Below are 25,583 nucleotides of genomic sequence, written 5' to 3' on the forward strand. Positions count from 1 at the left end.
GTGCATGAGGGCCGTCGACCGGTCCAGCTCCGCCCCGTCGCTCCCCGACCTCATCCGAGGGGGTACGTCCTTCCGTGGTGACCAGCGTAAAGCGCCACAAGCCCGACCGGCGCACCTATGTTCTCGACACCAGTGTCCTGCTGGCCGATCCAGGCGCCCTGAGCCGCTTCGACGAGCACGAGGTCGTGCTCCCCATCGTCGTGGTGACCGAACTGGAGGCCAAGCGGAACCATCCCGAACTCGGCTATTTCGCCCGGCAGGCGCTGCGTCTGCTGGACGACTACCGGGTGCGGTACGGCCGCCTCGACGCCCCCATCCCGACCGGGGACCTCGGCGGGACCGTGCGGGTCGAGCTCAACCACTCGGACCCCAGCGTGCTGCCCAGTGGCTACCGCCTGGGGGACAACGACTCCCGCATCCTCGCGGTCGCCCGCAACCTGCAGGCCGAGGGGTTCGACGTCACGGTCGTGTCGAAGGACCTCCCGCTCAGGATCAAGGCGTCCTCCGTCGGTCTCCTCGCCGAGGAGTACCGCGCGGAGCTCGCCATCACGGACTCCTCCGGCTGGACCGGAATGTCCGAACTGACCCTGCCGGGCGAGCAGGTGGACGTCCTCTTCGAGGAGGGGCACGTGTACGTGCCCGAGGCCTCGGACCTGCCCGTGCACACCGGGCTGACCGTCCAGTCCGAGCGCGGCAAGGCGCTGGGGCGGGTCACCGCCGAGGGCAACGTCCGTCTGGTGCGCGGCGACCGGGAGGCGTTCGGCATCAAGGGCCGCAGTGCCGAGCAGCGGATCGCGCTCGACCTGCTGCTCGACCCGGACGTCGGGATCGTGTCCATGGGCGGCCGGGCCGGCACCGGCAAGTCGGCGCTGGCCCTGTGCGCCGGTCTGGAGGCGGTGCTGGAGCGCCGTCAGCACCAGAAGGTGATGGTCTTCCGCCCGCTGTACGCGGTGGGCGGGCAGGAGCTCGGCTATCTGCCGGGTTCCGAGGCGGAGAAGATGAGCCCCTGGGCGCAGGCGGTGTTCGACACGCTGTCGGCGGTCACCAGCCGGGAGGTCATCGAGGAGATCACCGCGCGCGGCATGCTGGAGGTCCTGCCGCTCACCCACATCCGGGGCCGCTCGCTGCACGACGCGTTCGTGATCGTCGACGAGGCGCAGTCGCTGGAACGGAACGTCCTGCTGACCGTTCTGTCCCGTATCGGGGCCAATTCGCGGGTCGTCCTGACCCATGATGTCGCCCAGCGGGACAATCTGAGGGTCGGTCGGTACGACGGTGTGGTCGCCGTCGTCGAGAAGCTGAAGGGGCATCCGCTGTTCGCACACGTCACCCTGACGCGGTCCGAGAGGTCCCAGATCGCCGCGCTTGTGACCGAAATGCTCGAAGACGGGCAGATCTGACCCGCGCGTTCCAACAAGGGCCGGTTACGCGGTAGTTGGCGCCGTCCGGAAAGGCGTAGAGCCTAGCCGGGCGGCGTCGGCGTGTGTGCGGATTTCCGGGATTCCCCGGGGGCAAACGGGATGTGAGCTTTCACACGCGACGGAGAATTGCCTTGCGCCGTCGGATTACGGCAGAGTCTCACTCCTGTCAGGCCCCGCATACGACACATCTGTATCCCTGGAGGTACCGCCCACGCCGTTGAGGCAGTGGGGGAGGTACGGCACCGCAGTTTCAACTCCATAGCGTCGTCGTATGCCGCCCGAGCACTACGCGGCGCTCCTTCGCAGGAGTTGCCCACCGGGCCCGCGCCTTCCGTGACCTGTAGTTGGGGAGGCCAGTGCCAGGGGCACGATTGCGTCCGCGAGGGTCACCGAAGCGGGCGATGCTGGAAGGAAACCGTGTGAGCCGGATGTCGGTCCGGGGATTCGCAGTGGCCTCGGCCACGGCGGTCACCGCTGTCGGAAGCGTCGTCGGTGTTGCCTCGGGCAGCGTCGCGCAGAACAACGACGCCGAAGCGACGGCAAGCGGCACCACGCTGCTCGCGGACATTCCCGCGGGGCAGCAGGCCCAGGTGCAGACCGCGTCCCTGACGCAGCAGGCCGAGACGATGGCCATCGCCGCGGACGCGAGCGCCAAGAAGGACGCCGAGGAGGCCGCCCGCAAGGCCGCCGCCGAGACCGCGGTCGCGAAGAAGAAGGAAGCGGCCGAGAAGGCGGAGCAGGCGAAGCAGGAGGCCAAGGAGCGCGCGGAGGCCAAGGCCGCCGCCAGCCGTTCCGCGGTCCGCGACGCGTCCAGCTTCGCGGTCCAGTCGTCCTACACGATCGCCGAAGTGCAGGCGATGGCCCGGCAGCTCGTGCCGGCGGACCAGTTCCAGTGCTTCAGCAACATCGTGGACCACGAGTCCAGCTGGAACTACCAGGCCGACAACCCCACCTCCGACGCCTACGGCCTGGTGCAGGCGCTCCCCGGTTCCAAGATGTCCTCCGCCGGCGCCGACTGGGCGACGAACCCGGCCACGCAGATCAAGTGGGGCCTGGGCTACATGAACGACCGCTACGGCAGCCCCTGCGGCGCCTGGGACTTCTGGCAGGCCAACAACTGGTACTAGAAGGACCGGGAGCCCTTCGGTTCCGGCCCCGCTCAACCACGGCACAGCCCCGCACCGTCCTACGGTGCGGGGCTGTCGCCATGTACGGTCTGACCGACGACTCCAGGGGTGAGTGGTGGGGAGAAACGGGGGAAGAGGACGGATCATGTCGCGAGTGCCAGGATGGCTCGGCCGGGTCGGAGCCGGACTGACCAAGGTCAGCAAGCGGTTGGAGGAGCGCCGCGCCGAGGTGGAGCGGGACCGCCGGCCGGACGCCGACGACCCTGGGCCCGAACCCGAACGGGTGGAGAGCCCGGGCTCCGGCCCCGAGCCGCCGATCGAGTACAGGGCCACCGTCGTCCCGGCGCGCCCCGACCCGGCGCAGGCCGTGCCCTGGGGGGTACGGGTCGCGGCCGAGGCCGGCTGGCGGCTGCTGGTGCTGGCCGGCACGGTCTGGGTGCTCATGCGGATCATCAGCGCCGTACAGCTGGTGGTGCTGGCGTTCGTGGCCTCACTGCTGATCACCGCGCTGCTGCAGCCGACGGTGGCGCGGATGAGGCGGCTCGGCGTGCCGCGCGGGCCGGCCACCGCGCTGACGGCGTTGTTCGGGTTCGTCGTCATCGGCCTCATCGGCTGGTTCGTGACCTGGCAGGTCATGGAGAACATCGACCACCTCTCCGACCAGATCCAGGACGGCATCGATGAGCTGCGCAACTGGTTGCTGAACAGCCCCTTCCACGTCACCGACAAGCAGATCAACGAGATCGCCAAGAACCTGCGGGAAGCGGTCGGCGCCAACACCGAGCAGATCACCTCGGCGGGCCTGGAGGGCGTGACCGTCGTGGTCGAGGCGCTCACCGGCATCCTGCTGGCGGTCTTCTCGACGCTGTTCCTGCTCTACGACGGCAAGCGGATCTGGGAGTGGTCGCTGAAGCTTGTTCCGGCGGCGGCCCGTCCGGGTGTCGCCGGGGCGGGTCCGGCGGCGTGGCGGACGCTGACGGCGTATGTGCGCGGCACGGTGATAGTGGCTCTGATCGACGCGATCTTCATCGGCCTCGGCATCTACTTCCTCGATGTGCCGATGGCGGTGCCGCTCGCCGTGTTCATTTTCCTGTTCTCGTTCATCCCGCTGGTGGGTGCGGTGGTGTCGGGGGCGCTCGCGGTGGTCGTCGGGCTCGTCACGCAGGGCGTGTTCACGGGCGTCATGGTGCTGGTGGTGGTGCTGGCGGTGCAGCAGATCGAGGGACACATCCTCCAGCCGTTCATCCTGGGCCGCGCGGTCCGGGTCCATCCGCTCGCAGTGGTACTGGCGGTCGCCTCGGGCGGCATGGTGGCCGGCATCGGCGGGGCGGTGGTGGCCGTGCCGCTGGTCGCGGTCACCAACACCGTCGTCGGCTATCTGCGCGCGTACTCCCATGAGACGGCCGCGATCCAGGCCCCCCGGCCGCGTGGTGCCACGGCGATGTCCGAGCCGGGTGCCCCGCTGCCGGCGGCGCCGGTGGGTCGGCCTCCGGCGCCGGGGAGCGAGAAGCGGCCGGGGGGCGCCGACGAGGAGTAGGCGGGGCAGCCCCGCCGTGCGGCTCTGTGGACAGTCGCGCTTTTCCCCGTGCCGTCAAGGGCCCGGGAGGCACCCGGCGAGTGCCGGTGAGCGGTGTGGGGGCGGGACGGGGGTGTTCGCGCGGCCCGGTGCTTGCGGGGTGCCCCGGAGGGGGTACCCCACCGCCCACCCGTGCCGCCCTGGGGCACCTCCCAGGCCCTTCAGGCACTGGGGGAGGCACGACTGCCCGCGGAGTGCGGAGCCGTGGGGTGCGGGTGCGGGGTGTACGTGTCGGGCCCGTCCACCGGTTGGGGTGGGCGGGCCCGATGCGCGTGGCGGGGCGGAACTACTCCGTATTACTCCGCGAGGACCGCCTCCGCGTCCAGCGTGGCGGCGACCGCCTGGACCACCGCGGCGATCTTGAAGGCCTCCTGGATGACCTCACGCTCCACGCCGGCCTTGCGCAGCACCTGCTCGTGGGAGTCGAGGCACATGCCGCAGCCGTTGATCGCGGAGACCGCGAAGGACCAGAACTCGAAGTCGACCTTGTCGACGCCCGGGTTGCCGATGACGTTCATCCGCAGACCGGCGCGCAGGTTGCCGTACTCGTGGTCCGACAGCAGGTGACGGGTGCGGTAGAAGACGTTGTTCATCGCCATCACCGCGGCGGCGGCCTTGGCGGCCGTGTACGCCTCCGGCGACAGGTTCGCCTTCGCCTCCGGCTCCAGCTCGCGCAGCACGATCGCCGAGCGTGAGGCGATCGCCGTCGACAGCACCGTGCCCCACAGCTGCTGGGCCGACAGGTCGGAGTTGCCGATGACCGAGCCCAGGTTGAGCTTCAGGTCCTTGGCGTAGTCCGGTATACGGGACTTCAGGGAGTCGAGCGACATGTCAGGTCACTCCCCCGACAGCAGCGCGACCGGGTCCAGGGTCTCGTCGCCCTTGGACCAGTTGCACGGGCAGAGCTCGTCGGTCTGCAGGGCGTCGAGGACCCGCAGGACCTCCTTGGGGTTACGGCCGACGGAGCCGGCGGTCACCATGGAGAACTGGATCTCGTTGTTCTGGTCCACGATGAACACGGCGCGCTTGGCGAAGCCGTCCTCGCCCTCGATGCCGAGGTCGCGCATCAGCTCGTGCTTGGAGTCCGCCATCATCGGGAACGGCAGGTCGCGCAGGTCGTCGTGGTCCTTGCGCCAGGCGTGGTGGACGAACTCGGAGTCGCCGGAGAAGCCGAGGACCTGGGCGTCACGGTCGGCGAACTCGTCGTTCAGCTTGCCGAAGGCGGCGATCTCGGTCGGGCACACGAAGGTGAAGTCCTTGGGCCACGCGAACACGATCTTCCACTTGCCCTCGTAGGTCTTGTGGTCGATCGTCTCGAACTCCTTGCCCTTCTCCAGCGAGACGCAGGCGGTCAGTTCGAACTCGGGGAACTTGTCACCGACAGTGAGCACAGGCTCTCCTTGCAGCGAAGAAATACCCGGATCGCGGGCATTTCCCATGGGTTGGACCTTGTTGATGTTGGCACACCGTGTATTGATTAGTGAAATAGATACACTCGGTCGTGTTGATCGGAGGTACTTATCAGTGACCGTGGGCAAGAGGCGTAGGCAGCCCAGCTTCGCGCAGCTCCGCGCGTTCGCCGCGGTGGCCGAGCATCTGCACTTCCGGGACGCCGCCTCGGCGATCGGGATGAGCCAGCCGGCGCTGTCGGGCGCCGTGTCGGCGCTGGAGGAGACACTCGGTGTCACCCTGGTGGAGCGTACGACGCGCAAGGTACTGCTCTCGCCGGCCGGTGAGCGGCTCGCCGTCCGTGCCAAGGCCGTACTCGGCGAAGTCGGCGCGCTGATGGAGGAGGCGGACGCGCTGCGGGCGCCGTTCACCGGGGTGTTGCGGCTCGGCGTCATCCCGACCGTCGCGCCCTATCTGCTGCCGACGATCCTGCGGCTGGTCCGCGGCCGCTATCCGCTCCTCGACCTCCAGGTGCACGAGGAGCAGACCGCGAGCCTGCTGGACGGACTGGCCGGCGGCCGGCTCGACCTGCTGCTGCTCGCCGTGCCCCTCGGCGTTCCCGGAGTGACCGAAATCCCCCTCTTCGACGAGGACTTCGTGCTGGTCACCCCGCTCGGTCACCGGCTCGGCGGCCGGGAGGGCATCCCCCGCGCGGTGTTGCGCGAGCTGAACCTGCTGCTGCTCGACGAGGGCCACTGCCTGCGCGACCAGGCCCTGGACATCTGCCGGGAGGCCGGGCGGGCCGACGTCCCGGCCACGACGACGGCGGCCGGACTGGCCACACTCGTCCAGCTGGTCGCGGGCGGCCTCGGGGTGACCCTGCTGCCGCGCACCGCCGTCCAGGTCGAGACCGCCCGCTCCAACCGGCTGCTCACCGCCTGCTTCACCGCCCCGGCCCCCAGCCGCCGCATCGCCCTCGCCATGCGCACGGGCACGGCGAGGGCGGCGGAGCACAAGGAACTGGCGGCGGCCCTGCGAACGGCGATGCGGGACCTTCCGGTACGGATAGTGGGGAGCTGAGCGCGCCCTACATGGGTCGTGCCCCCATGGGTCGTGCCCCTACTACGGCCCGTACCCCCATGGGCCGTGCCGTGTTCACTCCGTGCGCAGGCCGTCCGGGCGCATCATGCGCAGCAGCGGGGGCAGGCTCAGCAGGGTCACCACGAGGACCACCCCCGCGCCCATGCCGGTCATCTGCAACACGCTCGGCCAGTCCACGCCGACCGGTGTCGAGGTCATCTTCAGCAGCACCGCGCCCAGGGTCATGCCCACCACCGAGGCCAGCAGCAGGCCCAGGCCGATCGGGATCGCCGTCTGCCACAGCACCGACAGGCTCAGCGTGCGCCGCCGGGTGCCGAAGGCGATCAGGGCGGACAGCAGCTTGCGGCGTTCCCGCAGCTGCTCCAGCTGGGAGACCAGCAGACTCGCCCCGATCAGCGCCAGTACGGCGGCGGCGCCGACGAACAGGCCTGTGCGGATGCTGTCGTAGCGCTCGGAACGCTCGGTGGAGTTCCACGTCGTCGGATCGGCCAGCGGGTCGATCGCGGCCGCCGCGTTGCGCACGTGCTCGCGGGCGTACGGCACCGAGTCGTCGACCGACAGATACAGCTGGCCGGTGACCGCCTCCGCCATGTCCGCGGGCATCGCGGCCGGGGTCACGAGGAAGCCGCCGCGCCTGGCCCCGGTCGGGTCCTCGATGGAGTCGGCCTGCTTCACCCCCTCGGGGAGGGTCCAGAGGACGTCCTCCGTCCTGCCGTCGCCGGTGGACTTCTCCAGGTACAGCTTCTGGCCCGGCCTGCTCAGCGACGGGGTGTCGGTGTCGTACTCGCCGCCCCGGACCGCGAACACGTCGCCGTCCGCGCACGAGGGCAGTTTCGCCACCTCGCGCAGGGTCGCGCAGTCACCGATGGTCAGCTGGGCGCTGCGCTGCGGCTCCTTCTGCCAGGGCCGGTCGGCGAAGTACCCCTCGGACAACGGGTAGACCTTGCGGACGCCCTCGGTCTCCTCGAGCTTCGTGGCAGCCGCGGCGAGCTCGGTGCCCTCCGGCACCCGTACCTGCATCTGCGCCAGCGAAACGTCATAGCCGGTTTCCTTGGTGTAGTCGCCCTCCACTCCGGCGAACAGCATCTGCAGCGCGATCGCGCCGGCCACGGCCACCGCGATGCCGTTGACCATGCGGGCCGCCGCGCCGCTGCTCAACTGCAGTCGGCGTACCGCCAGTTGCCAGGACACACTGCCGGGGCCGAGCCGGCCGACGACCGTCTCCACGATCCACGGCAGCAGCGCGGTGACCCCGACCAGCAGGCAGATGACACCGCCGGTGACCAGGTACTGGTTGAAGTCCCCGTTCTCCCGGCCCTGGCCCATCATGGGGAGCAGCATGCCGATTCCGGCCAGCGGCAGCAGCAGCCGCCACCACAGCCGGCGGCGGGCCGGCCGTGTCGTACGCACCACGCCCAGCGGCTCGATGACCACCCCGCGCAGCGCCAGCAGGGTCACCAGCACCGCGGCCCCCGGAACCGCCACCGCGACCAGCAGCGCCAGCAGCGGCGAGGGGTTCAGATAGCTCGGGAAGACACTGATCCGGAACACCTCGACGGACGCCGCGAACTCACGCCCCGCCAGGAAGAACCCGGTACCGAACGCCAGCCCCAGCAGCGCTCCGCCGAGCGCCTCGCCCGCGGCGATCCGCCGCGTCATGCCGCCGTCGGAGCCGACCAGCCGCAGCGCGGCCAGCCTGCGGTCGCGCCGCTCACCGCCGAACCGTACGGCCGCGGCGATGAACACGGCGACCGGCATCAGCAGCACCACGAAGACGACCAGGACCAGCAGCACGAGGACCGGGTCCGTCTCCTCCTCCACCGGGTCGGGGTTCCCGAAGAAGTCGATGCGACCCACCACCCCGTCGCCGGCCCGCGCCGCGAGGCCCTCGGCGCCCGCGTAGTAGGCGAGCTCCTGCGAGCCGATCAGCCCCTGCTCGCCGATCGTCCCCGTGATGTCGTACGGCAGCCGCTCCCGCAGCAGTTCGCCGCCGTCCGAGTCGAGGAGTTCCTGCAGTGCGGGGGAGACCACCATGTCGCCCGGCGCGGGGAACCCCCGCAGGCCGGGCGGCAGCGGGGCCTTGGCGCCCTCCGGCTCCAGCAGCCGGCCGCGGACGTCCCGGCCGTCGAACTCCGTGTTGGTGTCCGCGGTCATCAGGGTGTCGTCGGCGCGCTCGATCTGCTCGCCGTAGGTGAAGTTGAGCCGCGCCTCCTCCCGCCGGTGCCGCTCCGCCAGCGCACTGGGCAGTGCGGTGGTGAGCAGCAGCAGCGCCACGCCCAGTCCGACGCCGACGGCGGTGAGCAGCGCCCGGATCCAGCCCTCGCGTCCGCCGGCGAAGGCGAACCGCAGCCCCATGCCGAGATCGCGCGCCCACTGACGCGCACTCATATGACGCGCTCCATGTCCCGGGACCTGCCGTCGCGCACGACGACCTCGCGGTCGGAGTACGCGGCCACCCGCGCCTCGTGCGTGACCAGGACGACGGCGGCGTTGGCGGACCGGGCGGCGTCGGTGAGCAGCTCCATCACCCGCTCGCCGTTGAGGGAGTCGAGCGCGCCGGTCGGCTCGTCGGCGAACAGCAGCCGGGGGCCGGTGACCAGTGACCGGGCCACGGCGACCCGTTGGCCCTGGCCGCCGGACACCTCGCCGGGCCGCTTCTTGCGGACGTCGTCGACCTCCAGGCGCTCCATCCAGGTGAGTGCGGCCCGCTCGGCCTCCTTGCGGGGCGTGCCGTTCAGCCGCAGCGGCAGGGCGACGTTCTCCACGCAGGTGAGCTCCGGCACGAGCTGCCCGAACTGGAAGACGAAGCCGAACTCCGAGCGCCGCAGCGCGCTGCGCTCGGCGTCGCTCATCGCGGTCAGCTCACGGCCGTCGTACGTGATCGACCCGGAGTCGGGGGTGACGATCCCGGCGAGGCAGTGCAGCAGTGTCGACTTGCCCGAGCCGGAGGGTCCCATCACGGCGACGACCTCGCCGGGGTGGATGGAGAAGGCGGCGCCGTCGAGCGCGGTGGTGGGGCCGTAGGCCTTGCGCAGGTCCTGCGCGACGAGCAGGGAGCCGGGGGGAGAGGGCGTGGTCACCGGGTCACCGCCGCACGGAGCTTGTCGAGACGCGCCGCGGTCAGCTCCAGCCAGCGCAGGTCGGCCTCGAGGTGGAACAGGGCGTGGTCGCAGATGAGCTGGTCGGCGAGGTCGCCCTTGCGCTTGCGGTCGGTGAGGATCCGCATGCCGCGCAGATGCTCCGAGCGCTGCGTGTCGAGGATGTCGGCGGCGTCCCGGCTGGTGAGCAGGGCGAGGACGACCTTGGTGTAGAGCGTCGACTGGAGGTACGGCTCCGGCTTCTCCGGTGTGGCGAGCCAGCGCTCGACATCGGTGATGCCGGCCTCGGTGATCGCGTACCGCTTCCGCTCGGGGCCGCCGCCGGCCTCGATGCCGTCGACTTCGACGAGCCCGTTCTTCAGCAGGCGGGACATCGTCGAGTAGACCTGGCCGTAGTGCAGCGGCCGGTCGTGACCGAACTTCTCGTCGAAGGCCCGCTTCAGGTCGTAACCGTGACGCGGGCCGGACTCCAGGAGTCCCAGGAGGGTGTGACCGATGGACATGCGGAGCACTCTACACACGGTGTATACGCGATGTGTATACGCGGAGTGTGCGGGCCATGGCGGGGCGTAGGAGTGCGCTGGTGGGAGCCGATTGTCACGGTTCCGCCACTGGGACGGGCGGGGCGTCGGCGGCCCGCCCGGGGGAGTTCGAGGACGAGGCCGTTCAGGCCGACGGGGATCCGGGGGCTCCGCCCCCGGGGGGACGGCCCCGGCGGGGAAGGGGGCCGGTGTCACCCGGCAGCCTCCCCGCCTCGGCCAGCGCACGCCGGAGCAGGAACTCGATCTGCGCATTGGCCGAGCGCAGCTCGTCGTTGGCCCAGCGCGCCAGCGCCTCGTGCACCGACGGGTCCAGCCGCAGCAGCACCTGCTTGCGCCGCGGCCGGCCCTGGGGGGCCGAACCCCCGGACGGAGTCGTCACTGGTAGAGCGTCCCCGTGTTGAGGACCGGCTGCGCGGAGCGGTCACCGCACAGCACCACCATCAGATTGGACACCATCGCCGCCTTCCGCTCGGGGTCCAGTTCCACGATGTCCTGCTCGGCGATCCGGGCCAGCGCCGACTCCACCATGCCCACGGCGCCCTCCACGATCTTCTGCCGCGCCGCCACGACGGCACCCGCCTGCTGCCGCTGGAGCATCGCCGAGGCGATCTCGGGGGCGTAGGCGAGGTGCGTGAAGCGGGACTCGATGATCTGCACACCGGCCGCCTCCACGCGCGCGTGCAGCTCGACGGCGAGCTTCTCGGTGATCTCCTCCGCGTTGCCGCGCAGCGAGAGGCCGTCCTCGTCGTGGGCGTCGTAGGGGTACTCGATGGCGATGTGCCGGACGGCCGCCTCGGTCTGGGTGGAGACGAACTCGATGTAGTCGTCGACCTCGAAGGTGGCCTGCGCGGTGTCCTCCACCCGCCACACCACGACCGCGGCCAGCTCGATCGGGTTGCCGTAGGCGTCGTTCACCTTCAGCACGGCCGTCTCGTGGTTGCGGACCCGCGTCGATATCTTCCTGCGCGAGGTCAGGGGGTTCACCCAGCGCAGCCCGTCCTGCCGGATCGTGCCCCGGTAGCGGCCGAAGAGCTGCACCACCCGCGCCTCGCCCGGCGCCACCATGTTCAGCCCGCACATCGCGAGGAACGCGGCGATGGCGACGAGGATGCCGGCGATGATCAGTACGGCCTTGGCTCCGTCCCCGGTGACCGCCGTGGCGGTGATGATCAGCGCGGTGCCGGCCAGCAGGCCGACGAGGCCGAGCAGCAGCGCCAGCCCGCCGCCGATGCTGTGCGCCGCGAACTCCCGCACGCGCGGGGCCGGCATCTCGGGCACATCGGCCGTGACCTGCGTGTCGTGTGTGGACATGGGTGATCCCCCGTTCCTCCGGGCGCTCGCCGAGCGGCTAGCGCCTGTCTAGCTAAGTGATATCACTTTACCCCGTCACGGCAACCTCGCACCTCTCTCGTACGTCGGTTCCGTTGGAGCAGGTGCTGATTGTCACGCCCGTAAAGGCCGGATCGGCCGCCCTTTGTCACAGCTTCCGGTGTTAGCTTTCTGAGCTGACCTGAGCGGCGAACTGGTGTGGCTGCCGAGCACACACGAACGAAGCGGAGCGGAACGGACGCATGGGACGAGCGGAAGAAAGACGCGCACGACAGCGCGGTGGGCGCCGTGCGGCACCCAAGGGCCGCCGTTCGTCGGGCGCGGCCGGGCGCAGCGGCATACGCCGCCTCTTCACCTGGAAGAAGATCCTCGGCACGTTCTTCGGCCTCTGCCTGCTCGGCATGGGCGCCTTCATCGTGCTGTACATGGTGATCGACATCCCCGAGGGGAACGCCGACGCCGAGCTGCAGGGCAACGTCTACGAGTACAGCGACGGCTCGATCATGGCCCGCAGGGGCTACAACCGCGAGATCGTCGACCTCGCCAAGGTGCCCAAGGACGTCCAGCGCGCCTTCGTCGCCGCCGAGAACAAGACCTTCTACAAGGACTCCGGCGTCGACCTCAGGGGCACCGCGCGCGGCGTGCTCAACACGGTCTCCGGCAAGGGCGCGCAGGGCGGTTCGACGATCACCCAGCAGTACGTCAAGAACTACTACCTGACCCAGGAACAGACCGTCACCCGCAAGCTGAAGGAACTGGTCATCTCCCTGAAGCTGGACCGGGAGAAGTCCAAGGACTACATCCTCGCCGGCTACATCAACACCAGCTACTACGGCCGCGGCGCCTACGGCATCCAGGCCGCCGCGCAGGCCTACTACCGCGTCGACGCCGAGGACCTCACCGTCGAGCAGGGCGCGTACCTCGCCGCACTGCTCCAGGCGCCGAACCAGTACGACTGGGCGATCGCCAGCGACACCGGCAAGAAGCTCGCCCAGGAGCGCTGGAACTACGTCCTGGACAACATGGTCGAGCAGGAGTGGCTGGACCGGGCCGACCGCCAGGGCATGAAATTCCCGGTGCCCGAGGAACCCAAGGCCGCCCCCGGGATGGAGGGCCAGACCGGGTACCTGGTCGAGGCGGCCAACACCGCGGTCAAGCAGCAGCTCGTCGCCCAGGGCACCGCCGAGGACATGAAGCAGGCCGACGCCATGCTGGACCTCGGCGGCTACACCATCACGCTGAACATCGACAAGAAGAAGCAGAAGGCGCTGGAGGAGTCGGTCAAGACCGAGCTCACCAGCAAGCTCGACCCCGACAAGCGCGAGGTCGACGCCGACGTCCAGGCCGGCGCCGTCTCCGTGAACCCGAAGACGGGCGCGGTCGTGGCGATGTACGGCGGCGTGGACTACGTGAAGCACTACCGGAACAACGCCACCCGCGACGACTACCAGCCCGCCTCCACCTTCAAGCCGCTGATCCTCGCCGCGGCCGTGGACCAGGACGCCGAGACCCAGGACGGCGTGCCGATCACGGCGAACACGCTGTACGACGGCACGAGCGAGCGCCCCGTGACGAGCGGTGGCAAGGAGGTCGGTTTCGCGCCCCCCAACGAGGACGACCGGAGTTACGGCGACATCACCGTCCAGGAGGCGATGAACAAGTCCGTCAACTCGGTCTTCGCGCAGATGGGCATCGACGTCGGCATGACCGAGGTGGTGGAGACCGCGGGCGAACTCGGCATGGAGACCGAGGGCATGGAGGCCGTGCCCGCCCAGACCCTGGGCAGCATGGGCGCCAGCCCGCTGGAGATGGCCGGCGTCTACGCCACCCTCGACAACCACGGCAAGAAGGTCACCCCGGCGATCGTGAAGTCGGTCGAGCACAAGGACCGCCGGGTCGAGTTCCCCGAGCCGATCGGTGAGCAGGTCATCAGCCGCGAGGCCGCCGACACGGTGACCTCCGTGCTGACCGGTGTGGTCGACGACGGTACGGCCAAGACGTCCGTGCGGGAGAACCCGCTGCGCGACGGCCAGCAGGTCGCCGGCAAGACGGGTACGTCCGACAACAACAAGTCGGCCTGGTTCACCGGCTTCACCCCCGGACTGGTCACCTCGGTCGGCCTGTTCGGCGAGGACGCGAAGAGCGGCAAGCAGGTCCCGATGTACCGGGCGGCCGGCGTCGACTACCGCGTCAACGGCGGTGGCCCCCCGGCGGAGATCTGGGCCGCCTACACCTTCGGCGTCATGGACGAGGTCACCGAGTTCGACCTGGACACCAAGCAGGGCAACGCGGTGAAGCCGAGCAAATCGCCGTCGGTCTCGCAGTCTCCGTCGCAGAGCCCGAGCGACGAGCCGACGACCGAGGAGCCGACCACCTCCGCACCGCCGACCACCTCCGCGCCGCCGACGTCCGCGCCGCCGAGCAGCCGGCCGCCGACGTCGGAGCCGCCGGCGGACCCGACCACCTCCGCACCGCCGACGTTCGAACTCCCGGGGGGCCCGGAGGACCCGGGGGACGACGAGGAGCAGTAGACGGGAAACACGAGGGGCGCCCGGTGACCACACCGGGCGCCCCTCGTCGTACGACGCCTCAGCCGCTGTTCAGCTCGAACCACACCACCTTGCCCGTGCTCAGCCGGGTCGCGCCCCAGCGCCGGGCCAGCCGGTTCACCAGGTACAGCCCGCGCCCGCCCTCGTCCGTGGCCCGCGCCTGCCGCAGCCGCGGCAGCTGCGGCACGTCGTCACCGACCTCGCAGCGCAGCACGTCGGTGCGCAGCAGCCGCAGGGTGACCGGCCGCGTGGCGTACCGCACGGCGTTCGTCACCACCTCGCTGACCAGCAGCTCCACCGAGTCGCTCAGCTCCTCCATGCCCCAGCGGGACAGGGCGCGCCGGGCCAGGCGACGGGCCCGGCCGGGGGCGGCGTCCTCCGGCTCCAGGAACCAGTACGCCACGTCGCTCGGCGCGATCCCGTCGAAGCGGGCGGCGAGCAGCGCGATGTCGTCGTCCCGGTCGCCCGGACCGAGCATGTCGAGCACCTCGTCGCACAGCGCCTCAAGGGGCGGCGGATGATCGGGCCCGGTGAGCTGCGCGGTCGCGGCGAGCTTCTCCCGCAGCTGCTCGATACCGGTCCACACGTCCCGCAGCCGGGACTCCACCAGGCCGTCGGTGTACAGCAGCAGGGTCGCCCCGGCGGGCGCGTCCAGCTCCACGGCCTCGAAGTCCACCCCGCCCACGCCGATCGGGGCGCCCGCGGGCACCCGCAGCACCTCGGCCCGGCCGCCCAGCTCCAGCAGGACGGGCGGCGGATGGCCGGCGTTGGCGATGGTGATGCGGTGCGATACCGGGTCGTACACCGCGTAGAGGCAGGTCGCCATGCGGTCCACGCCGAGCCGCTGCGCCTGCTCGTCGAGGTGGTGCAGCACCTCCTGCGGGGGCAGGTCGAGCCCGGCGAGGGTCTGCGCGGTGGTGCGCAGCTGGCCCATGATCGCGGCGGACGTCATGGAATGCCCCATGACGTCACCGACCACCAGCGCGACCCGGCTGCCCGGCAGAGGGATGGCGTCGTACCAGTCGCCGCCGACCCGCGCGGTCTCCGCGGCCGGCAGGTACCGGGTCGCCAGCCGTACGCCGGTGCAGCGCGGCAGGGTCTCCGGCAGCATCGTGCGCTGCAGCTCGTCCGCGATGTACGCCTCCCGCCCGTACAGCACCGCCTTGTCGATGCCCAGCGCGCTGTGCGTGGCGAGCTGCGCGGCGACCAGCAGGTCGTCGGCCTCGAACGGGATGCGCTCCGGGCGGCGCAGGAACAGCGCCGCGCCGATCACCCGCCGCCGGCCGCGCAGCGGCGCGAGGATCGCCCGCTGCCCGTCCGGTACGGCCGACGCGCCCTCCTCGCCGAGCAGCTCGGGCAGCGCGGCGCGGGCCGCGGGCGCGTCCGTGAACACCGGCCGTACGCCGCGCAGCACCTCGGCGAGCGCGCTGCCGGGCCGTACCGTGCACAGCTCCGCGCCGACCGAGTCCAGCTCGGACGGCTCCGGCGGGGCGACCGGCGTGAACCCGCCCTCGGTGTCCCGCTCGGCCGGGATCCGGTCGCTGCGGCGCAGCCGCAGCACCAGCGGGCCGGTGGGCCGCTCGTCGCCGACCGGCAGCGGATCGCGCAGGTAGACCAGGATCGCGTCGGAGAAGGTGGGCACGGTGGCCCGGCACAGCCCCATCACGATCTCGTCCAGGTCGATGCCGCGGGCGATCCGCCGGGTCGCGGCGCCGACGAACCGCAGCCGGTCCCCGTCCCGGCGCATCGGCGTGGGCCGCCCGGGCTGGGCGACCTGCCCGGTACGCCGCTCCGCGCCGTCGGGACCCGCGGCCGGCTGCACCGGGATGCCCTCGGACGCGGGACGCGGCCGGTGTGTGTCCGGCCCGGCGGCCTGCCCGGCCCCCGGCTGCGAGTGCTCGGAACCGGGATCCGTCACCGGGTCCTGCCCTGTGCCGCCGGGCGTCACCGTGCCCGGCGCCGCCGCCCCCGACGACCCCGGGGACGCGGCCCCGGACGCGGGAGGCTCACCGCCGGAGCGGCTCTGAACGGGTAAGGCGGCCCCCGTGCCCGGCACACGCGCCGGTGACGGGGAACGCAGGAGCGCCCCGCGGGGATCCGCGGGGTCCGCGCCCGGCTGCGGGCGCTCGAAGGAGGTCGGCTGCTCCGTCACGCGTGTCGAGTCCATCCGTCCGGCGCACGCCGTGCGCGCGGTTCGTCCCGCCGAAACTCCGATACCCGGAATATGTGCCCCCGGAACGGAATTCCCGCGTGGTCAGAGGTTGTTCCTGTGCCGTTGGCCGGCCGTTCCCGGCCGGCACCGGTGTTTCCGTACCCCTCGCTCACGTCCTGCCGCCCCTCGGTGACGATCGGTCAAGCCCGGTGCGCGTTCCGGTGGTTGCTGCCCCGCACCCTTGCGGAGGACGATCCTACGTTTCCCGCCCGGGGGCGCGGCAAGGGTCTCACGAGGACACATGCGCCGGAGTGCGGTCCCAGTCCTGTGGCAGTGACGGTACCGTCCACGACGGATCCGGGCGCCAGTTCTCCCACCCGTCCGTGAACGGCGGACCCCAGGCCTCGATCACCTCCACCGCGGCCCGCCCGGCCGCCCGCACCCTTGTGGCCAGTGCGGAGTCCACCAGACCGTCCCGCCGGGCCTGTGCGAACTCGTCCTCGTCCAGCCAGCGCCAGGTCCGGTCCGGGTGCACGGAGATGTCCAGGAAGTGATCCTCGGAGTCCACCCCGCCGGCCCAACGGGCCAGCGGTTCCTCCAGGTTCACGTACCAGTTCTTGAACCTCCGGCCCGGACCCCAGAACAGCCACACCGACCAGGGCTCACCGGGCCGCGCCAGCTTCAGCACACCGGTGCCGGACCAGCGGCCCCGCACCACCGCGCGCGGCTTGGTGTACCGGGTGCCGAGCGGCTCCTGATGCACCGGCGTACCGTCGGCGAGCACCGGCTTCACGCACTCGGTACCGGGCGCCAGCCACACCGCGAGCAGCTCCGGGCCGTCGCGTACGACCGTGACGGGGCGCGCGATGTGAATGCGTGCGCCACCGTTCTCCCGGTACCGCCACAGGATCTGTGTCCCGGGCGCCCAGTGTCCGGCCGCCCTGCCCGCGTCCTCGCGCATCGTCGCTCCGCCCTCCGCCATGGCCAGATAGTAGGTGCCACGGCCGTACGACGCCGCAACCCCCCGTCACGGTTCACGCCCGGCGCGCGAGGCTTTACGGCCGTGTCATCCGCAGGACGTCCAGCGCCTCGTCGAGCTGCTCGACGGTGAGGTCGCCGCGCTCGACGTAACCGCCCTCCAGAACCACCTGCCGGACGGTCTTCCGCTCGGCCAGGGACTTCTTGGCGACCTTGGCGGCCTCCTCGTAACCGATGTACTTGTTGAGCGGGGTGACCACGGACGGCGAGGACTCGGCGTACTCCCGGGCCCGTTCACGGTGCGCGACGATCCCGTCGACCGTGCGGTCGGCGAGCAGCCGGGAGACGTTCGCGAGCAGCCGCACCGACTCCAGCACGTTCTTCGCGATGACCGGAAGCATGACGTTGAGCTCGAAGTTGCCGGAGGCGCCCGCGGTGGCGACGGTCGCGTCGTTGCCGGTGACCTGCGCGCACACCATGAGCACGGCCTCCGGGACGACCGGGTTGACCTTGCCGGGCATGATCGAGGAGCCGGGCTGGAGGTCGGGCAGGCTGATCTCCGCGAGGCCGGTGCGCGGGCCGGACGACATCCACCGCAGATCGTTGGCGATCTTCGTCAGCCCGACGGCGATGGTCCGCAGCTGCCCGCTGGTCTCCACGATGCCGTCCCGGGCGCCCTGCGCCTCGAAGTGGTCGCGCGCCTCGGTCAGCGGCAGCCCGGTCGCGCGGGCGACCTCCTCGATGACGGCGGCGGAGAACCCCGGCGGGGTGTTGATGCCGGTGCCGACGGCGGTCCCGCCCAGCGGCAGCTCGGCGAGGCGCGGCAGGGAGGCGTTCAGCCGCTCGATCCCGTACCGCACCTGGGCCGCGTACCCGCCGAACTCCTGGCCCAGCGTCACCGGCGTGGCGTCCATCAGGTGGGTCCGCCCGGACTTCACCACGTCGGCGAACTCCTCGGCCTTGCGCTCCAGGGACGCGGCGAGGTGGCCGAGCGCCGGGATCAGGTCGCGGGTGACGGCGGCCGTGGCGGCGATGTGGATGGACGACGGGAAGACGTCGTTGGACGACTGGGAGGCGTTGACGTGGTCGTTGGGGTGCACGTCCCGCCCCAGCCGCTCGGTGGCGAGCGTGGCGAGAACCTCGTTGGTGTTCATGTTGGACGAGGTCCCGGACCCGGTCTGGAACACGTCGACGGGGAAGTGCTCGTCCCACCGCCCCTCGGCGACCTCACCGGCCGCCTCCCGGATCGCCTCGGCGATGTCCTTGTCCAGCACCCCGAGCCGGGCGTTCACCTCGGCCGCGGCGCCCTTGATCCGGGCCAGGGCCTCGATGTGGGCGCGCTCCAGGCGCTGCCCGGAGACCGGGAAGTTCTCCACGGCGCGCTGGGTCTGGGCGCGCCACTTGGCGTCGGCCGGTACCTTCACCTCCCCCATGGAGTCGTGCTCGATGCGGTGGCGCCGGTCGTCGTCCGTGGTCGTCATCGTCGTACCTCCGAAGATTCACAGCAGCGGTGTCCGACGAGCGTATTCCCGTGAGCGGCCTCCGCCCCGCCGCAGGAGGAGCGCGGCGGGGCGGAGGTCCCGTGGGGGGAAGTCCCGTGGGGGGAGGGTCAGCCGCTCTGCAGGGTCACGTCGTCCAGGACGAAGCTGGTCTGCAGGCTGTAGTCCTCGCTGGCGGTGAAGGTCAGGGCCACCGTCTGCCCGGCGTACGCCGACAGATCGACCGACCGCTGTACGTAGCCGCTGCCGGCGTTGGCGTTGGACAGGGTGACGAGCGTGGTGCTGCCGGCCTTGACGGTGAACCGGTCGTACGCGGTCGAGCCGGACTCGTCGGTGTCGATGTGCAGCCAGTAGGTCAGTGACGCCTGGGAGCACCCGGGCGGCACGGTCACCGTCTGGCTGATCGACTCGGTACCTGCGGACCCGTTCCCCGCGAGCCAGGCGAACCGGCTCCCGCTGTGGGCCGACCGGCCCGAGTGGGCGCCGATGGCTCCGGTGGTCCCGGTCCACGGCGAGGTCCCGCTCTCGAACCCGCCGTTCGCGACCACTCCGGCGGGGTCACAGCTGCCGCCGGTGCCGGTGTCCACGGCCCGCTGCCAGAGCGTGTACGCGATGCCGTCGGACGCGCGGTCCAGGCCGGTGGTGTTGATGTTGGTGAGGGTGTCGCAGGAAGAGTGGTAGCAGGGGTCGTACGCCCTGCTCGCCGTGCCGCCCCACTTGGCGGCCTGCGCGGAGGTCTTGCGGGCACTGGCGCCCATCGCGTAACCGGAGGTGGGGATGCCGTACTGCTCGAAGGAGTAGTCGTCGCTGCGCCCCGCGCCCTCGGTGTTCTCCTCGGGCTGCAGGCCCAGCGAGTCCCAGTACGCCTTCATCGGCGCGGCGGCCGAGGAGGTGATGTGGTTGATGAAGTAGCCGCCGTTGACGGAGGCGACCATGTCGAAGTTGTAGTACGCCTTGATCCTCGCGCGCTCGGTCGACGACAGCGAACGCACGTAGAAGTCGGACCCGTTGAGGCCCTGCTCCTCGTCGGTCCACCAGGCGAAGCGGACCCGGTTGCGCATGGCCGGGTTCTGCTGGGCGAGCGTCAGGGCGTTCTCGAGGAGGGCGGCCGAACCGGAGCCGTTGTCGTTCATGCCGGGGCCCGCCGAGACGCCGTCGAGGTGGGCGCCGAACATGGTCACGTTGGCGGCGTCGCCGTGCGGCCACTCGGCGATCAGGTTGGGTCCGGCCCCGCTGGTGCAGCCGGAGGTGCACGGCTGCTCGGTGACGGTGTATCCGGCGGCTTGCAGCCTGCCCTTCACGTAGGTGACGGAGTCGCGGTAACCCTGGCCGGTGGCGCGGCGGTTGCCGCCGTTCCGGCCGGCGATGGCGCTGAACTCGTTCAGATGCGCCTTCACCTTGTTCACGTCGACGTCGGGCGCGGCGAGGGTGTCCGCGGCGGGCACGGAGCCGGCGGCCGCGGCGGGGAGTGTGCCGCAGCCGAGCACGACAGCGAGCGAGAAGCCCGCCACGGCGAATCTTCGTTTCACCTTGTCTCCTCCGGGAGGTGGCTGTGGGGTGAGCCACACAGGATTGACATGGCATGAGCATGTCGGAGTGGCGAGAAGACTCACAGTGATGGTTGAGCCAGTCAACGGGGTGGGCGCCCGAACGGGCAGGTTGTCCAAAAAAAGAACACGCCGCCCGATAATCGGACGGCGTGCAGTCAGTCCCTTGGGGGGACTTGAGGAGCGGGGATCCGGGGGCGGCGCCCCCGGGAAGGGGCGGCGGGGGCGGAGAACCTCACCCCCGCCCCCGCGGAACTACGCCTGCCCGGGCCCCCGCACCGGAATCGACGTGAACGTCGGCTGCTGCGGCGAAGGATCCTGGAAGAAGTCGTTCCCCTTGTCGTCGACGACGATGAACGCGGGGAAGTCCTCCACCTCGATCCTCCACACCGCCTCCATCCCGAGCTCCTCGTACTCGACGACCTCGACCTTCTTGATGCAGTCCTGCGCGAGCCGGGCCGCCGGCCCGCCGATCGACCCGAGGTAGAACCCCCCGTGCGCGTCGCACGCGTCCGTGACCTGCTTGCTCCGGTTCCCCTTCGCCAGCATCACCCTGGACCCGCCCGCCGCCTGGAACTGCTCCACGTACGAGTCCATGCGCCCGGCCGTCGTCGGCCCGAAGGATCCCGACGCGTACCCCTCCGGCGTCTTCGCGGGCCCCGCGTAGTACACCGGATGGTCCTTCAGGTACTGCGGCATCTCCTCGCCCGCGTCCAGCCGCTCCTTGATCTTCGCGTGCGCGATGTCGCGGGCCACCACCAGCGGGCCGGTCAGCGAGAGCCGGGTCTTCACCGGGTACTTGGTCAGCTCGGCGAGGATCTCGTCCATCGGCTGGTTGAGGTCGATCCTGACGACGTCGCCCTCCGACTCGAGCTGCTCGTCCGTCGTCTCCGGGAGGAAACGGGCCGGGTCCGTCTCCAGCTGCTCCAGGAACACGCCCTCGGCGGTGATCTTCGCGACCGCCTGGCGGTCGGCGGAGCAGGAGACGGCGATCGCGACCGGGCACGACGCCCCGTGCCGCGGCAGCCGCACCACCCGCACGTCGTGGCAGAAGTACTTGCCGCCGAACTGCGCCCCGATCCCGATCCTCTGCGTCAGCTCGAAGACCTTCTCCTCCAGCTCCTTGTCCCGGAAGCCGTGGCCCAGCGGGGACCCCTCGGACGGAATCTCGTCCAGGTAGTGCGCGGAGGCGTACTTCGCGGTCTTCAGCGCGTACTCGGCCGACGTGCCGCCGACGACGATCGCCAGGTGGTACGGCGGACAGGCGGCCGTACCCAGCGAACGGATCTTCTCCTCCAGGAACTTCATCATGGAGGCCTCGTTCAGGACGGCCTTGGTCTCCTGGTAGAGGAACGACTTGTTGGCCGACCCGCCGCCCTTGGCCATGAACAGGAACTTGTACGCGCCGCCGTCCGTCGCGTACAGCTCGATCTGCGCCGGGAGGTTGGAACCGGTGTTCTTCTCCTCCCACATGGTGAGCGGAGCCATCTGCGAGTAGCGCAGGTTCAGGTTCTTGTAGGCGTCGTAGATGCCCTTGCTCAGGGCCTCCTCGTCACGCCCCGACGTCAGCACGTTCTGCCCGCGCTTGCCCATGACGATCGCCGTGCCGGTGTCCTGGCACATCGGCAGCACGCCCGCGGCCGCGATGTTCGCGTTCTTCAGCAGGTCCAGGGCGACGAACTTGTCGTTGCCCGACGCCTCGGGGTCGTCGATGATGCGGCGCAGCTGCGCCAGGTGGGCCGGGCGCAGATAGTGCTGGATGTCGTGGACGGCCTCCTCGGCGAGTTTGCGCAGCGCCTCCGGCTCCACCTTGAGGAACGTCCGCCCGTCGGCCTCGAAGGTGGAGACACCTTCGGAGGTCACCAGCCGGTAGGGGGTGGTGTCCTCTCCCATGGGGAGCAGATCGGCGTACTCGAACTCAGGCATCTCGCCCATTCCTCACTCGACAGACGGCCGCCCGCCGACGTTGGCGGGCGCTCACCAGCGTAGGACCTGCTTTTCGTGGTGAGCCTGTGAGGTTGTCCTCAGTTGTCCCCGCCGAGGGGTAGTCGCGATCTATCGCGTTTCGGTACGCTGGCGCCGTGGACCTTCAGAAGCACGCCCAGCAGCCGGACACGGCACCGCGGACGGCCGAGCTGCGCGCCTCCGACGCCGACCGGGACCGTACCGTCGACCTCCTGCGCGAGGCCCTCGCCGAGGGCCGCCTCACCGCCGACGAGCACGCGGAGCGCGTCGAGGGCGTGCTGGCCGCCAAGACGGTCGGGGAGCTGGAGGTGTTCCTCCAGGACCTGCCCATAGCCCACCAACGGCGCGCGGCGCACGCCTCCGCCCCCAGCCGCCCCACCACCGGCGCGATCCCGGTGGACCCCGATGACAACGTGGTCGCGGTGTTCAGCGCCGCCGCCCGCAAGGGCCGCTGGCGCACCGGCCGCCGTATTCACGCGTACGCGGTCTTCGGCAGCGTCGAGATCGACCTCAGCGAGGCGCTGTTCGACCACCAGCAGGTCATGATCAAGGCGTTCTCCGTCTTCGGCAGCGTCGAGGTCCTCGTCCCGGAGAACGTGTCGCTGCGCGGCATGGGCGGCGGCGTGCTCGGCTCCTTCGAGGTGGACACGCTCGACGCGACCGACGACGAGGCCCCGGTTGTCTACGTCGACGGCTGGGCGGTGCTGGGCAGCGTCGAGGCGCGGCCCAAGCGCGGCAAGCTCGTGGCGGACATCCTCGACCGGGTGCAGCGCAAGGTCGACAGGAGCATGCGCAAACATCTGGGCCACTGACGTACGGTTCGGGACTCAGTGCATAGGCGCGCGTACATCGGGTAAGCCTTGCTGCATCGTGTCTCGCTTGCGAAGCCGTCGTCAGGAGTAGACCGTGCTGCAACCGCCGCATTCGTCCCTGCAGATAGCCGCCGTTCCGGACCGGCGAGCGGCAGCGCGGGACAGGGACCAGGACGCCCCCTGGCACACCGAGGCGGTGTGCCGGCGCGACGAGGCGGGGCTGTTCTTCGCGCCCTCGAAGGAGCCCACCGCCGCCCGGCTCTCCCGCGAGGAGGCGGCCAAGCGCGTCTGCGCCCGCTGCCCGGTGATGGTCGAGTGCCGCGAGCATGCCCTGCTCCAGCCCGAGCCCTACGGCGTCTGGGGCGGCCTCACCGCCGCCGAACGCCGAGTGGTCCTGGCCCGCCGCAGGCGCCGCGAAATGGAACTGAAGAAGGCCCCTCGCCCGGACCGCGTCGCGGCGGCGGGCTGATACGCACGCGCGCAAGGAGAAAGAGGCGTCCCCTGGAAACCGCCGCACAGGGGACGCCCTTTCAGGCGCGGGGCTGTGGCATGTGCGGCCCCACCGCGTGGGCGCTCCCCCCGCACGGGGAGCGCTCTTTCAGGTACGGGGTCGTGGCATGTGCGGCCCCACCGCGTGGGCGCTCCCCCCGCACAGAGGGCGCCTCTTCACGCCGGGCAGGGCGACTCACCCAGGGGCGCGGGGAACTGCGCGACCAGCCCCCCACGCACCCGCACTCACCCCCGTGCCGCGCCGCAGGCCCTGCGCACCGAAGTGACGTTTCACTTGGCCCGGTCGAAGTCGACCGCGCTGTAGGCCCGCAGCTTCGAGAGCCGGTGCTCGGAGTCGATCCTCCGCACCGTCCCCGACTTGGACCGCATCACGATGGAATCGGTCGTGGCCGTCTCCGACCGGTACCGCACCCCGCGCAGCAGCTCACCGTCGGTGATGCCCGTCGCCACGAAGAACACGTTGTCCCCGGTGACCAGGTCCTCCGTGGTCAGCACCCGGTCGAGGTCGTGCCCCGCGTCGACCGCCCGCTGCCGCTCCTCGTCGTCCTTGGGCCACAGCTTGCCCTGGATGGTCCCGCCCAGGCACTTCACCGCGCAGGCCGAGATGATGCCCTCGGGGGTGCCGCCGACGCCGAGCAGCAGGTCGATGCCCGTGCCCTCGCGCAGCGCGAGGATCGAGCCGGCCACGTCGCCGTCGGAGATCAGCTTGATGCGCGCCCCGGTCTCCCGGATCTCCTTGATGATGCCCTCGTGCCGCGGCCGGTCGAGGATCACCACGGTGACGTCCTCGGGAGTGACCCGCTTGGCCTTGGCGACCCGGCGGATGTTCACGTTCACCGGCGCGTTGATGTCGACGAAGTCGGCGGCCTCCGGCCCGGTGACCAGCTTGTCCATGTAGAACACGGCCGACGGGTCGAACATCGAGCCGCGCTCGGCGGCGGCCAGCACCGCGATGGCGTTCGTCATGCCCTTGGCGGTCAGCGTCGTACCGTCGATCGGGTCGACGGCGATGTCGCACTCGGGACCGGTCCCGTCGCCCACCCGCTCCCCGTTGAAGAGCATCGGGGCCTCGTCCTTCTCGCCCTCGCCGATGACGACGACGCCGTTCATCGAGACGGTGGAGACGAGGGTGCGCATGGCACGCACCGCGGCGCCGTCGGCGCCGTTCTTGTCACCGCGCCCTACCCAGCGGCCGGCGGCCATGGCCGCGGCCTCGGTGACCCGTACGAGCTCCAGGGCGAGGTTGCGGTCGGGGGCCTCGGAGGGGACATCGAGCTCGGACGGCAAGTGATGGTGTTCGGTCATCGGAGCGCACCTTTCTGTACGACGACGGCCGGATGAGGGTGTGGGGCACGACTCTATCGCCAGTCCGACAGAATGAGCAGGGCCCCCCACGGATGAGCGCACCGGGCACCTGCGACGATAGGGGACGTGGCAGGAACGAACAGCGTGCAGAAAACGGCCCGGGACATGATCCTCTCCCTGGCCCTCATCGGGCTCGTCGCGGGAGTGGTCTGGCTGTTCATCCCGCACGAGGACGGCGAACCCGACATCAAGCGGGTCGACTACCGGGTCGACCTGCTCACGGCCCGCCGGGCGGCCTCCTACCCCGTGGCCGCGCCCGAGGGCCTGTCCGAGACGTGGAAGCCCACCTCCGTCCGCTACCGGGGCACCGACTCCGAGGCCTGGCACCTCGGCTTCCGCGCCCCCGACGGGGAGTACGTGGCGGTCGAGCAGTCCGCGGGCAAGCGGTCGGCGTTCATCGAGGACAAGACGCAGGGCGCCGCGAAGACGGAGACCACGCAGCGGATCGACGGGCAGACCTGGACGCGCTACGAGGGCGACCACTACGACGCGCTGGTGCTGGAGGGCACCGGGGGCTCGACCACGGTGGTGACCGGCACGGGATCGTTCGGCCAGCTGGCGAAGATGGCCGGGGCGCTGCGCACGGAGTGAGGGAAGCGCACATGGGGCGGGGCCCCGTCGGA

Annotated in this window: 21 protein-coding genes; 8 read left to right on the top strand and 13 right to left on the bottom strand. The window is 70.8% G+C overall.

Annotated features, from left to right (window positions below):
- Positions 1 to 74 precede the first annotated feature (74 nt).
- The 3 genes from ACFXAE_RS11895 (at position 75) to ACFXAE_RS11905 (ending at position 4,085) form a co-directional block, all read left to right on the top strand.
- Entirely contained in the window at positions 75 to 1,400 is a 1,326-nt protein-coding gene (locus ACFXAE_RS11895) for a PhoH family protein (RefSeq protein ID WP_384711844.1), read from the top strand.
- Between the two features lie 422 nt (positions 1,401 to 1,822).
- Complete coding sequence (locus ACFXAE_RS11900; protein WP_384711848.1) at positions 1,823 to 2,548, top strand: transglycosylase SLT domain-containing protein; 726 nt, start codon at positions 1,823 to 1,825, stop codon at positions 2,546 to 2,548.
- A 145-nt stretch (positions 2,549 to 2,693) separates the two neighbouring features.
- Entirely contained in the window at positions 2,694 to 4,085 is a 1,392-nt protein-coding gene (locus ACFXAE_RS11905; RefSeq protein WP_384711851.1) for an AI-2E family transporter, read from the top strand.
- Positions 4,086 to 4,420: 335 nt separating this feature from the next.
- On the opposite strand, the gene ACFXAE_RS11910 is transcribed toward ACFXAE_RS11905, so the two are convergent.
- Positions 4,421 to 4,954, bottom strand: a complete 534-nt coding sequence (locus ACFXAE_RS11910) for an alkyl hydroperoxide reductase (protein WP_384711854.1) — start codon at positions 4,952 to 4,954, stop codon at positions 4,421 to 4,423.
- A gap of 6 nt (positions 4,955 to 4,960) precedes the next feature.
- Positions 4,961 to 5,515 (bottom strand): peroxiredoxin, encoded by a 555-nt coding sequence (locus ACFXAE_RS11915; protein ID WP_383350229.1) that lies wholly within the window; start codon positions 5,513 to 5,515, stop codon positions 4,961 to 4,963.
- 133 nt (positions 5,516 to 5,648) lie between these two features.
- Here ACFXAE_RS11915 and ACFXAE_RS11920 point away from each other — a divergent pair, with 133 nt between their 5' ends.
- Positions 5,649 to 6,593, top strand: a complete 945-nt coding sequence (locus ACFXAE_RS11920; RefSeq protein ID WP_384711858.1) for a LysR substrate-binding domain-containing protein — start codon at positions 5,649 to 5,651, stop codon at positions 6,591 to 6,593.
- Positions 6,594 to 6,668: 75 nt separating this feature from the next.
- Here the strand turns inward: ACFXAE_RS11920 and ACFXAE_RS11925 are convergent, their stop codons facing one another.
- From ACFXAE_RS11925 to ACFXAE_RS11945, 5 genes are all read right to left on the bottom strand, one after another.
- Complete coding sequence (locus ACFXAE_RS11925) at positions 6,669 to 9,002, bottom strand: ABC transporter permease (protein WP_384711862.1); 2,334 nt, start codon at positions 9,000 to 9,002, stop codon at positions 6,669 to 6,671.
- Positions 8,999 to 9,694, bottom strand: coding sequence for an ABC transporter ATP-binding protein (locus ACFXAE_RS11930; RefSeq protein ID WP_384711865.1), 696 nt, complete (start codon positions 9,692 to 9,694; stop codon positions 8,999 to 9,001). Before ACFXAE_RS11930 ends, ACFXAE_RS11925 begins: the two co-directional genes overlap by 4 nt.
- Positions 9,691 to 10,215 (bottom strand): PadR family transcriptional regulator, encoded by a 525-nt coding sequence (locus tag ACFXAE_RS11935; protein WP_037939462.1) that lies wholly within the window; start codon positions 10,213 to 10,215, stop codon positions 9,691 to 9,693. Before ACFXAE_RS11935 ends, ACFXAE_RS11930 begins: the two co-directional genes overlap by 4 nt.
- 163 nt (positions 10,216 to 10,378) lie before the next feature.
- Positions 10,379 to 10,633: a hypothetical protein gene (locus tag ACFXAE_RS11940; RefSeq protein WP_384711868.1), complete on the bottom strand. Its 255-nt coding sequence runs from the start codon at positions 10,631 to 10,633 to the stop codon at positions 10,379 to 10,381.
- Positions 10,630 to 11,565, bottom strand: a complete 936-nt coding sequence (locus ACFXAE_RS11945) for an SPFH domain-containing protein (protein WP_384711871.1) — start codon at positions 11,563 to 11,565, stop codon at positions 10,630 to 10,632. The genes ACFXAE_RS11940 and ACFXAE_RS11945 overlap by 4 nt, the downstream gene beginning before the upstream one ends.
- A gap of 260 nt (positions 11,566 to 11,825) precedes the next feature.
- Between ACFXAE_RS11945 and ACFXAE_RS11950 the strand changes: the two genes are divergently transcribed.
- Positions 11,826 to 14,114: a transglycosylase domain-containing protein gene (locus tag ACFXAE_RS11950; protein WP_384711874.1), complete on the top strand. Its 2,289-nt coding sequence runs from the start codon at positions 11,826 to 11,828 to the stop codon at positions 14,112 to 14,114.
- Between the two features lie 58 nt (positions 14,115 to 14,172).
- On the opposite strand, the gene ACFXAE_RS11955 is transcribed toward ACFXAE_RS11950, so the two are convergent.
- The 5 genes from ACFXAE_RS11955 to ACFXAE_RS11975 form a co-directional block, all read right to left on the bottom strand.
- Positions 14,173 to 16,299 (bottom strand): SpoIIE family protein phosphatase, encoded by a 2,127-nt coding sequence (locus ACFXAE_RS11955; protein ID WP_384711877.1) that lies wholly within the window; start codon positions 16,297 to 16,299, stop codon positions 14,173 to 14,175.
- 274 nt (positions 16,300 to 16,573) lie between these two features.
- Positions 16,574 to 17,266, bottom strand: a complete 693-nt coding sequence (locus ACFXAE_RS11960; protein ID WP_384711880.1) for a DUF402 domain-containing protein — start codon at positions 17,264 to 17,266, stop codon at positions 16,574 to 16,576.
- Positions 17,267 to 17,339: 73 nt separating this feature from the next.
- Positions 17,340 to 18,743, bottom strand: coding sequence for a class II fumarate hydratase (locus ACFXAE_RS11965; protein WP_384711883.1), 1,404 nt, complete (start codon positions 18,741 to 18,743; stop codon positions 17,340 to 17,342).
- 128 nt (positions 18,744 to 18,871) lie between these two features.
- Entirely contained in the window at positions 18,872 to 20,290 is a 1,419-nt protein-coding gene (locus ACFXAE_RS11970; protein WP_384711887.1) for a M28 family peptidase, read from the bottom strand.
- 273 nt (positions 20,291 to 20,563) lie between these two features.
- Positions 20,564 to 22,243, bottom strand: a complete 1,680-nt coding sequence (locus ACFXAE_RS11975; protein WP_384711890.1) for a fumarate hydratase — start codon at positions 22,241 to 22,243, stop codon at positions 20,564 to 20,566.
- A gap of 146 nt (positions 22,244 to 22,389) precedes the next feature.
- Here ACFXAE_RS11975 and ACFXAE_RS11980 point away from each other — a divergent pair, with 146 nt between their 5' ends.
- Positions 22,390 to 23,085: a DUF1707 domain-containing protein gene (locus ACFXAE_RS11980; RefSeq protein WP_384711893.1), complete on the top strand. Its 696-nt coding sequence runs from the start codon at positions 22,390 to 22,392 to the stop codon at positions 23,083 to 23,085.
- A gap of 94 nt (positions 23,086 to 23,179) precedes the next feature.
- Positions 23,180 to 23,554, top strand: coding sequence for a WhiB family transcriptional regulator (locus ACFXAE_RS11985; RefSeq protein ID WP_384711896.1), 375 nt, complete (start codon positions 23,180 to 23,182; stop codon positions 23,552 to 23,554).
- 311 nt (positions 23,555 to 23,865) lie between these two features.
- On the opposite strand, the gene glpX is transcribed toward ACFXAE_RS11985, so the two are convergent.
- A complete protein-coding gene (gene glpX, locus ACFXAE_RS11990; protein WP_384711898.1) occupies positions 23,866 to 24,900 on the bottom strand; it encodes a class II fructose-bisphosphatase in 1,035 nt (344 codons plus the stop codon).
- 126 nt (positions 24,901 to 25,026) lie between these two features.
- On the opposite strand from glpX, the gene ACFXAE_RS11995 reads away from it, so the two are divergent.
- Positions 25,027 to 25,551: a DUF4245 domain-containing protein gene (locus tag ACFXAE_RS11995; RefSeq protein ID WP_384711901.1), complete on the top strand. Its 525-nt coding sequence runs from the start codon at positions 25,027 to 25,029 to the stop codon at positions 25,549 to 25,551.
- Positions 25,552 to 25,583: the final 32 nt, after the last annotated feature.

The organism is Streptomyces sp. NPDC059454, assembly GCF_042749965.1.
GTDB lineage: Bacteria > Actinomycetota > Actinomycetes > Streptomycetales > Streptomycetaceae > Streptomyces.

What these genes read in the sequence shown, in the direction of transcription:
- ACFXAE_RS11950 (WP_384711874.1), top strand. Translation starts at nt 11,826, where the DNA reads ATGGGACGAGCGGAAGAAAGACGCGCACGACAGCGCGGTGGGCGCCGT.
- ACFXAE_RS11925 (WP_384711862.1), bottom strand. Translation starts at nt 9,002, where the DNA reads ATGAGTGCGCGTCAGTGGGCGCGCGATCTCGGCATGGGGCTGCGGTTC.
- ACFXAE_RS11935 (WP_037939462.1), bottom strand. Translation starts at nt 10,215, where the DNA reads ATGTCCATCGGTCACACCCTCCTGGGACTCCTGGAGTCCGGCCCGCGT.
- ACFXAE_RS11900 (WP_384711848.1), top strand. Translation starts at nt 1,823, where the DNA reads ATGCTGGAAGGAAACCGTGTGAGCCGGATGTCGGTCCGGGGATTCGCA.
- ACFXAE_RS11945 (WP_384711871.1), bottom strand. Translation starts at nt 11,565, where the DNA reads ATGTCCACACACGACACGCAGGTCACGGCCGATGTGCCCGAGATGCCG.
- ACFXAE_RS11975 (WP_384711890.1), bottom strand. Translation starts at nt 22,243, where the DNA reads ATGGGCGAGATGCCTGAGTTCGAGTACGCCGATCTGCTCCCCATGGGA.
- glpX (WP_384711898.1), bottom strand. Translation starts at nt 24,900, where the DNA reads ATGACCGAACACCATCACTTGCCGTCCGAGCTCGATGTCCCCTCCGAG.
- ACFXAE_RS11960 (WP_384711880.1), bottom strand. Translation starts at nt 17,266, where the DNA reads ATGGCGGAGGGCGGAGCGACGATGCGCGAGGACGCGGGCAGGGCGGCC.
- ACFXAE_RS11910 (WP_384711854.1), bottom strand. Translation starts at nt 4,954, where the DNA reads ATGTCGCTCGACTCCCTGAAGTCCCGTATACCGGACTACGCCAAGGAC.
- ACFXAE_RS11905 (WP_384711851.1), top strand. Translation starts at nt 2,694, where the DNA reads ATGTCGCGAGTGCCAGGATGGCTCGGCCGGGTCGGAGCCGGACTGACC.
- ACFXAE_RS11965 (WP_384711883.1), bottom strand. Translation starts at nt 18,743, where the DNA reads ATGACGACCACGGACGACGACCGGCGCCACCGCATCGAGCACGACTCC.
- ACFXAE_RS11955 (WP_384711877.1), bottom strand. Translation starts at nt 16,299, where the DNA reads ATGGACTCGACACGCGTGACGGAGCAGCCGACCTCCTTCGAGCGCCCG.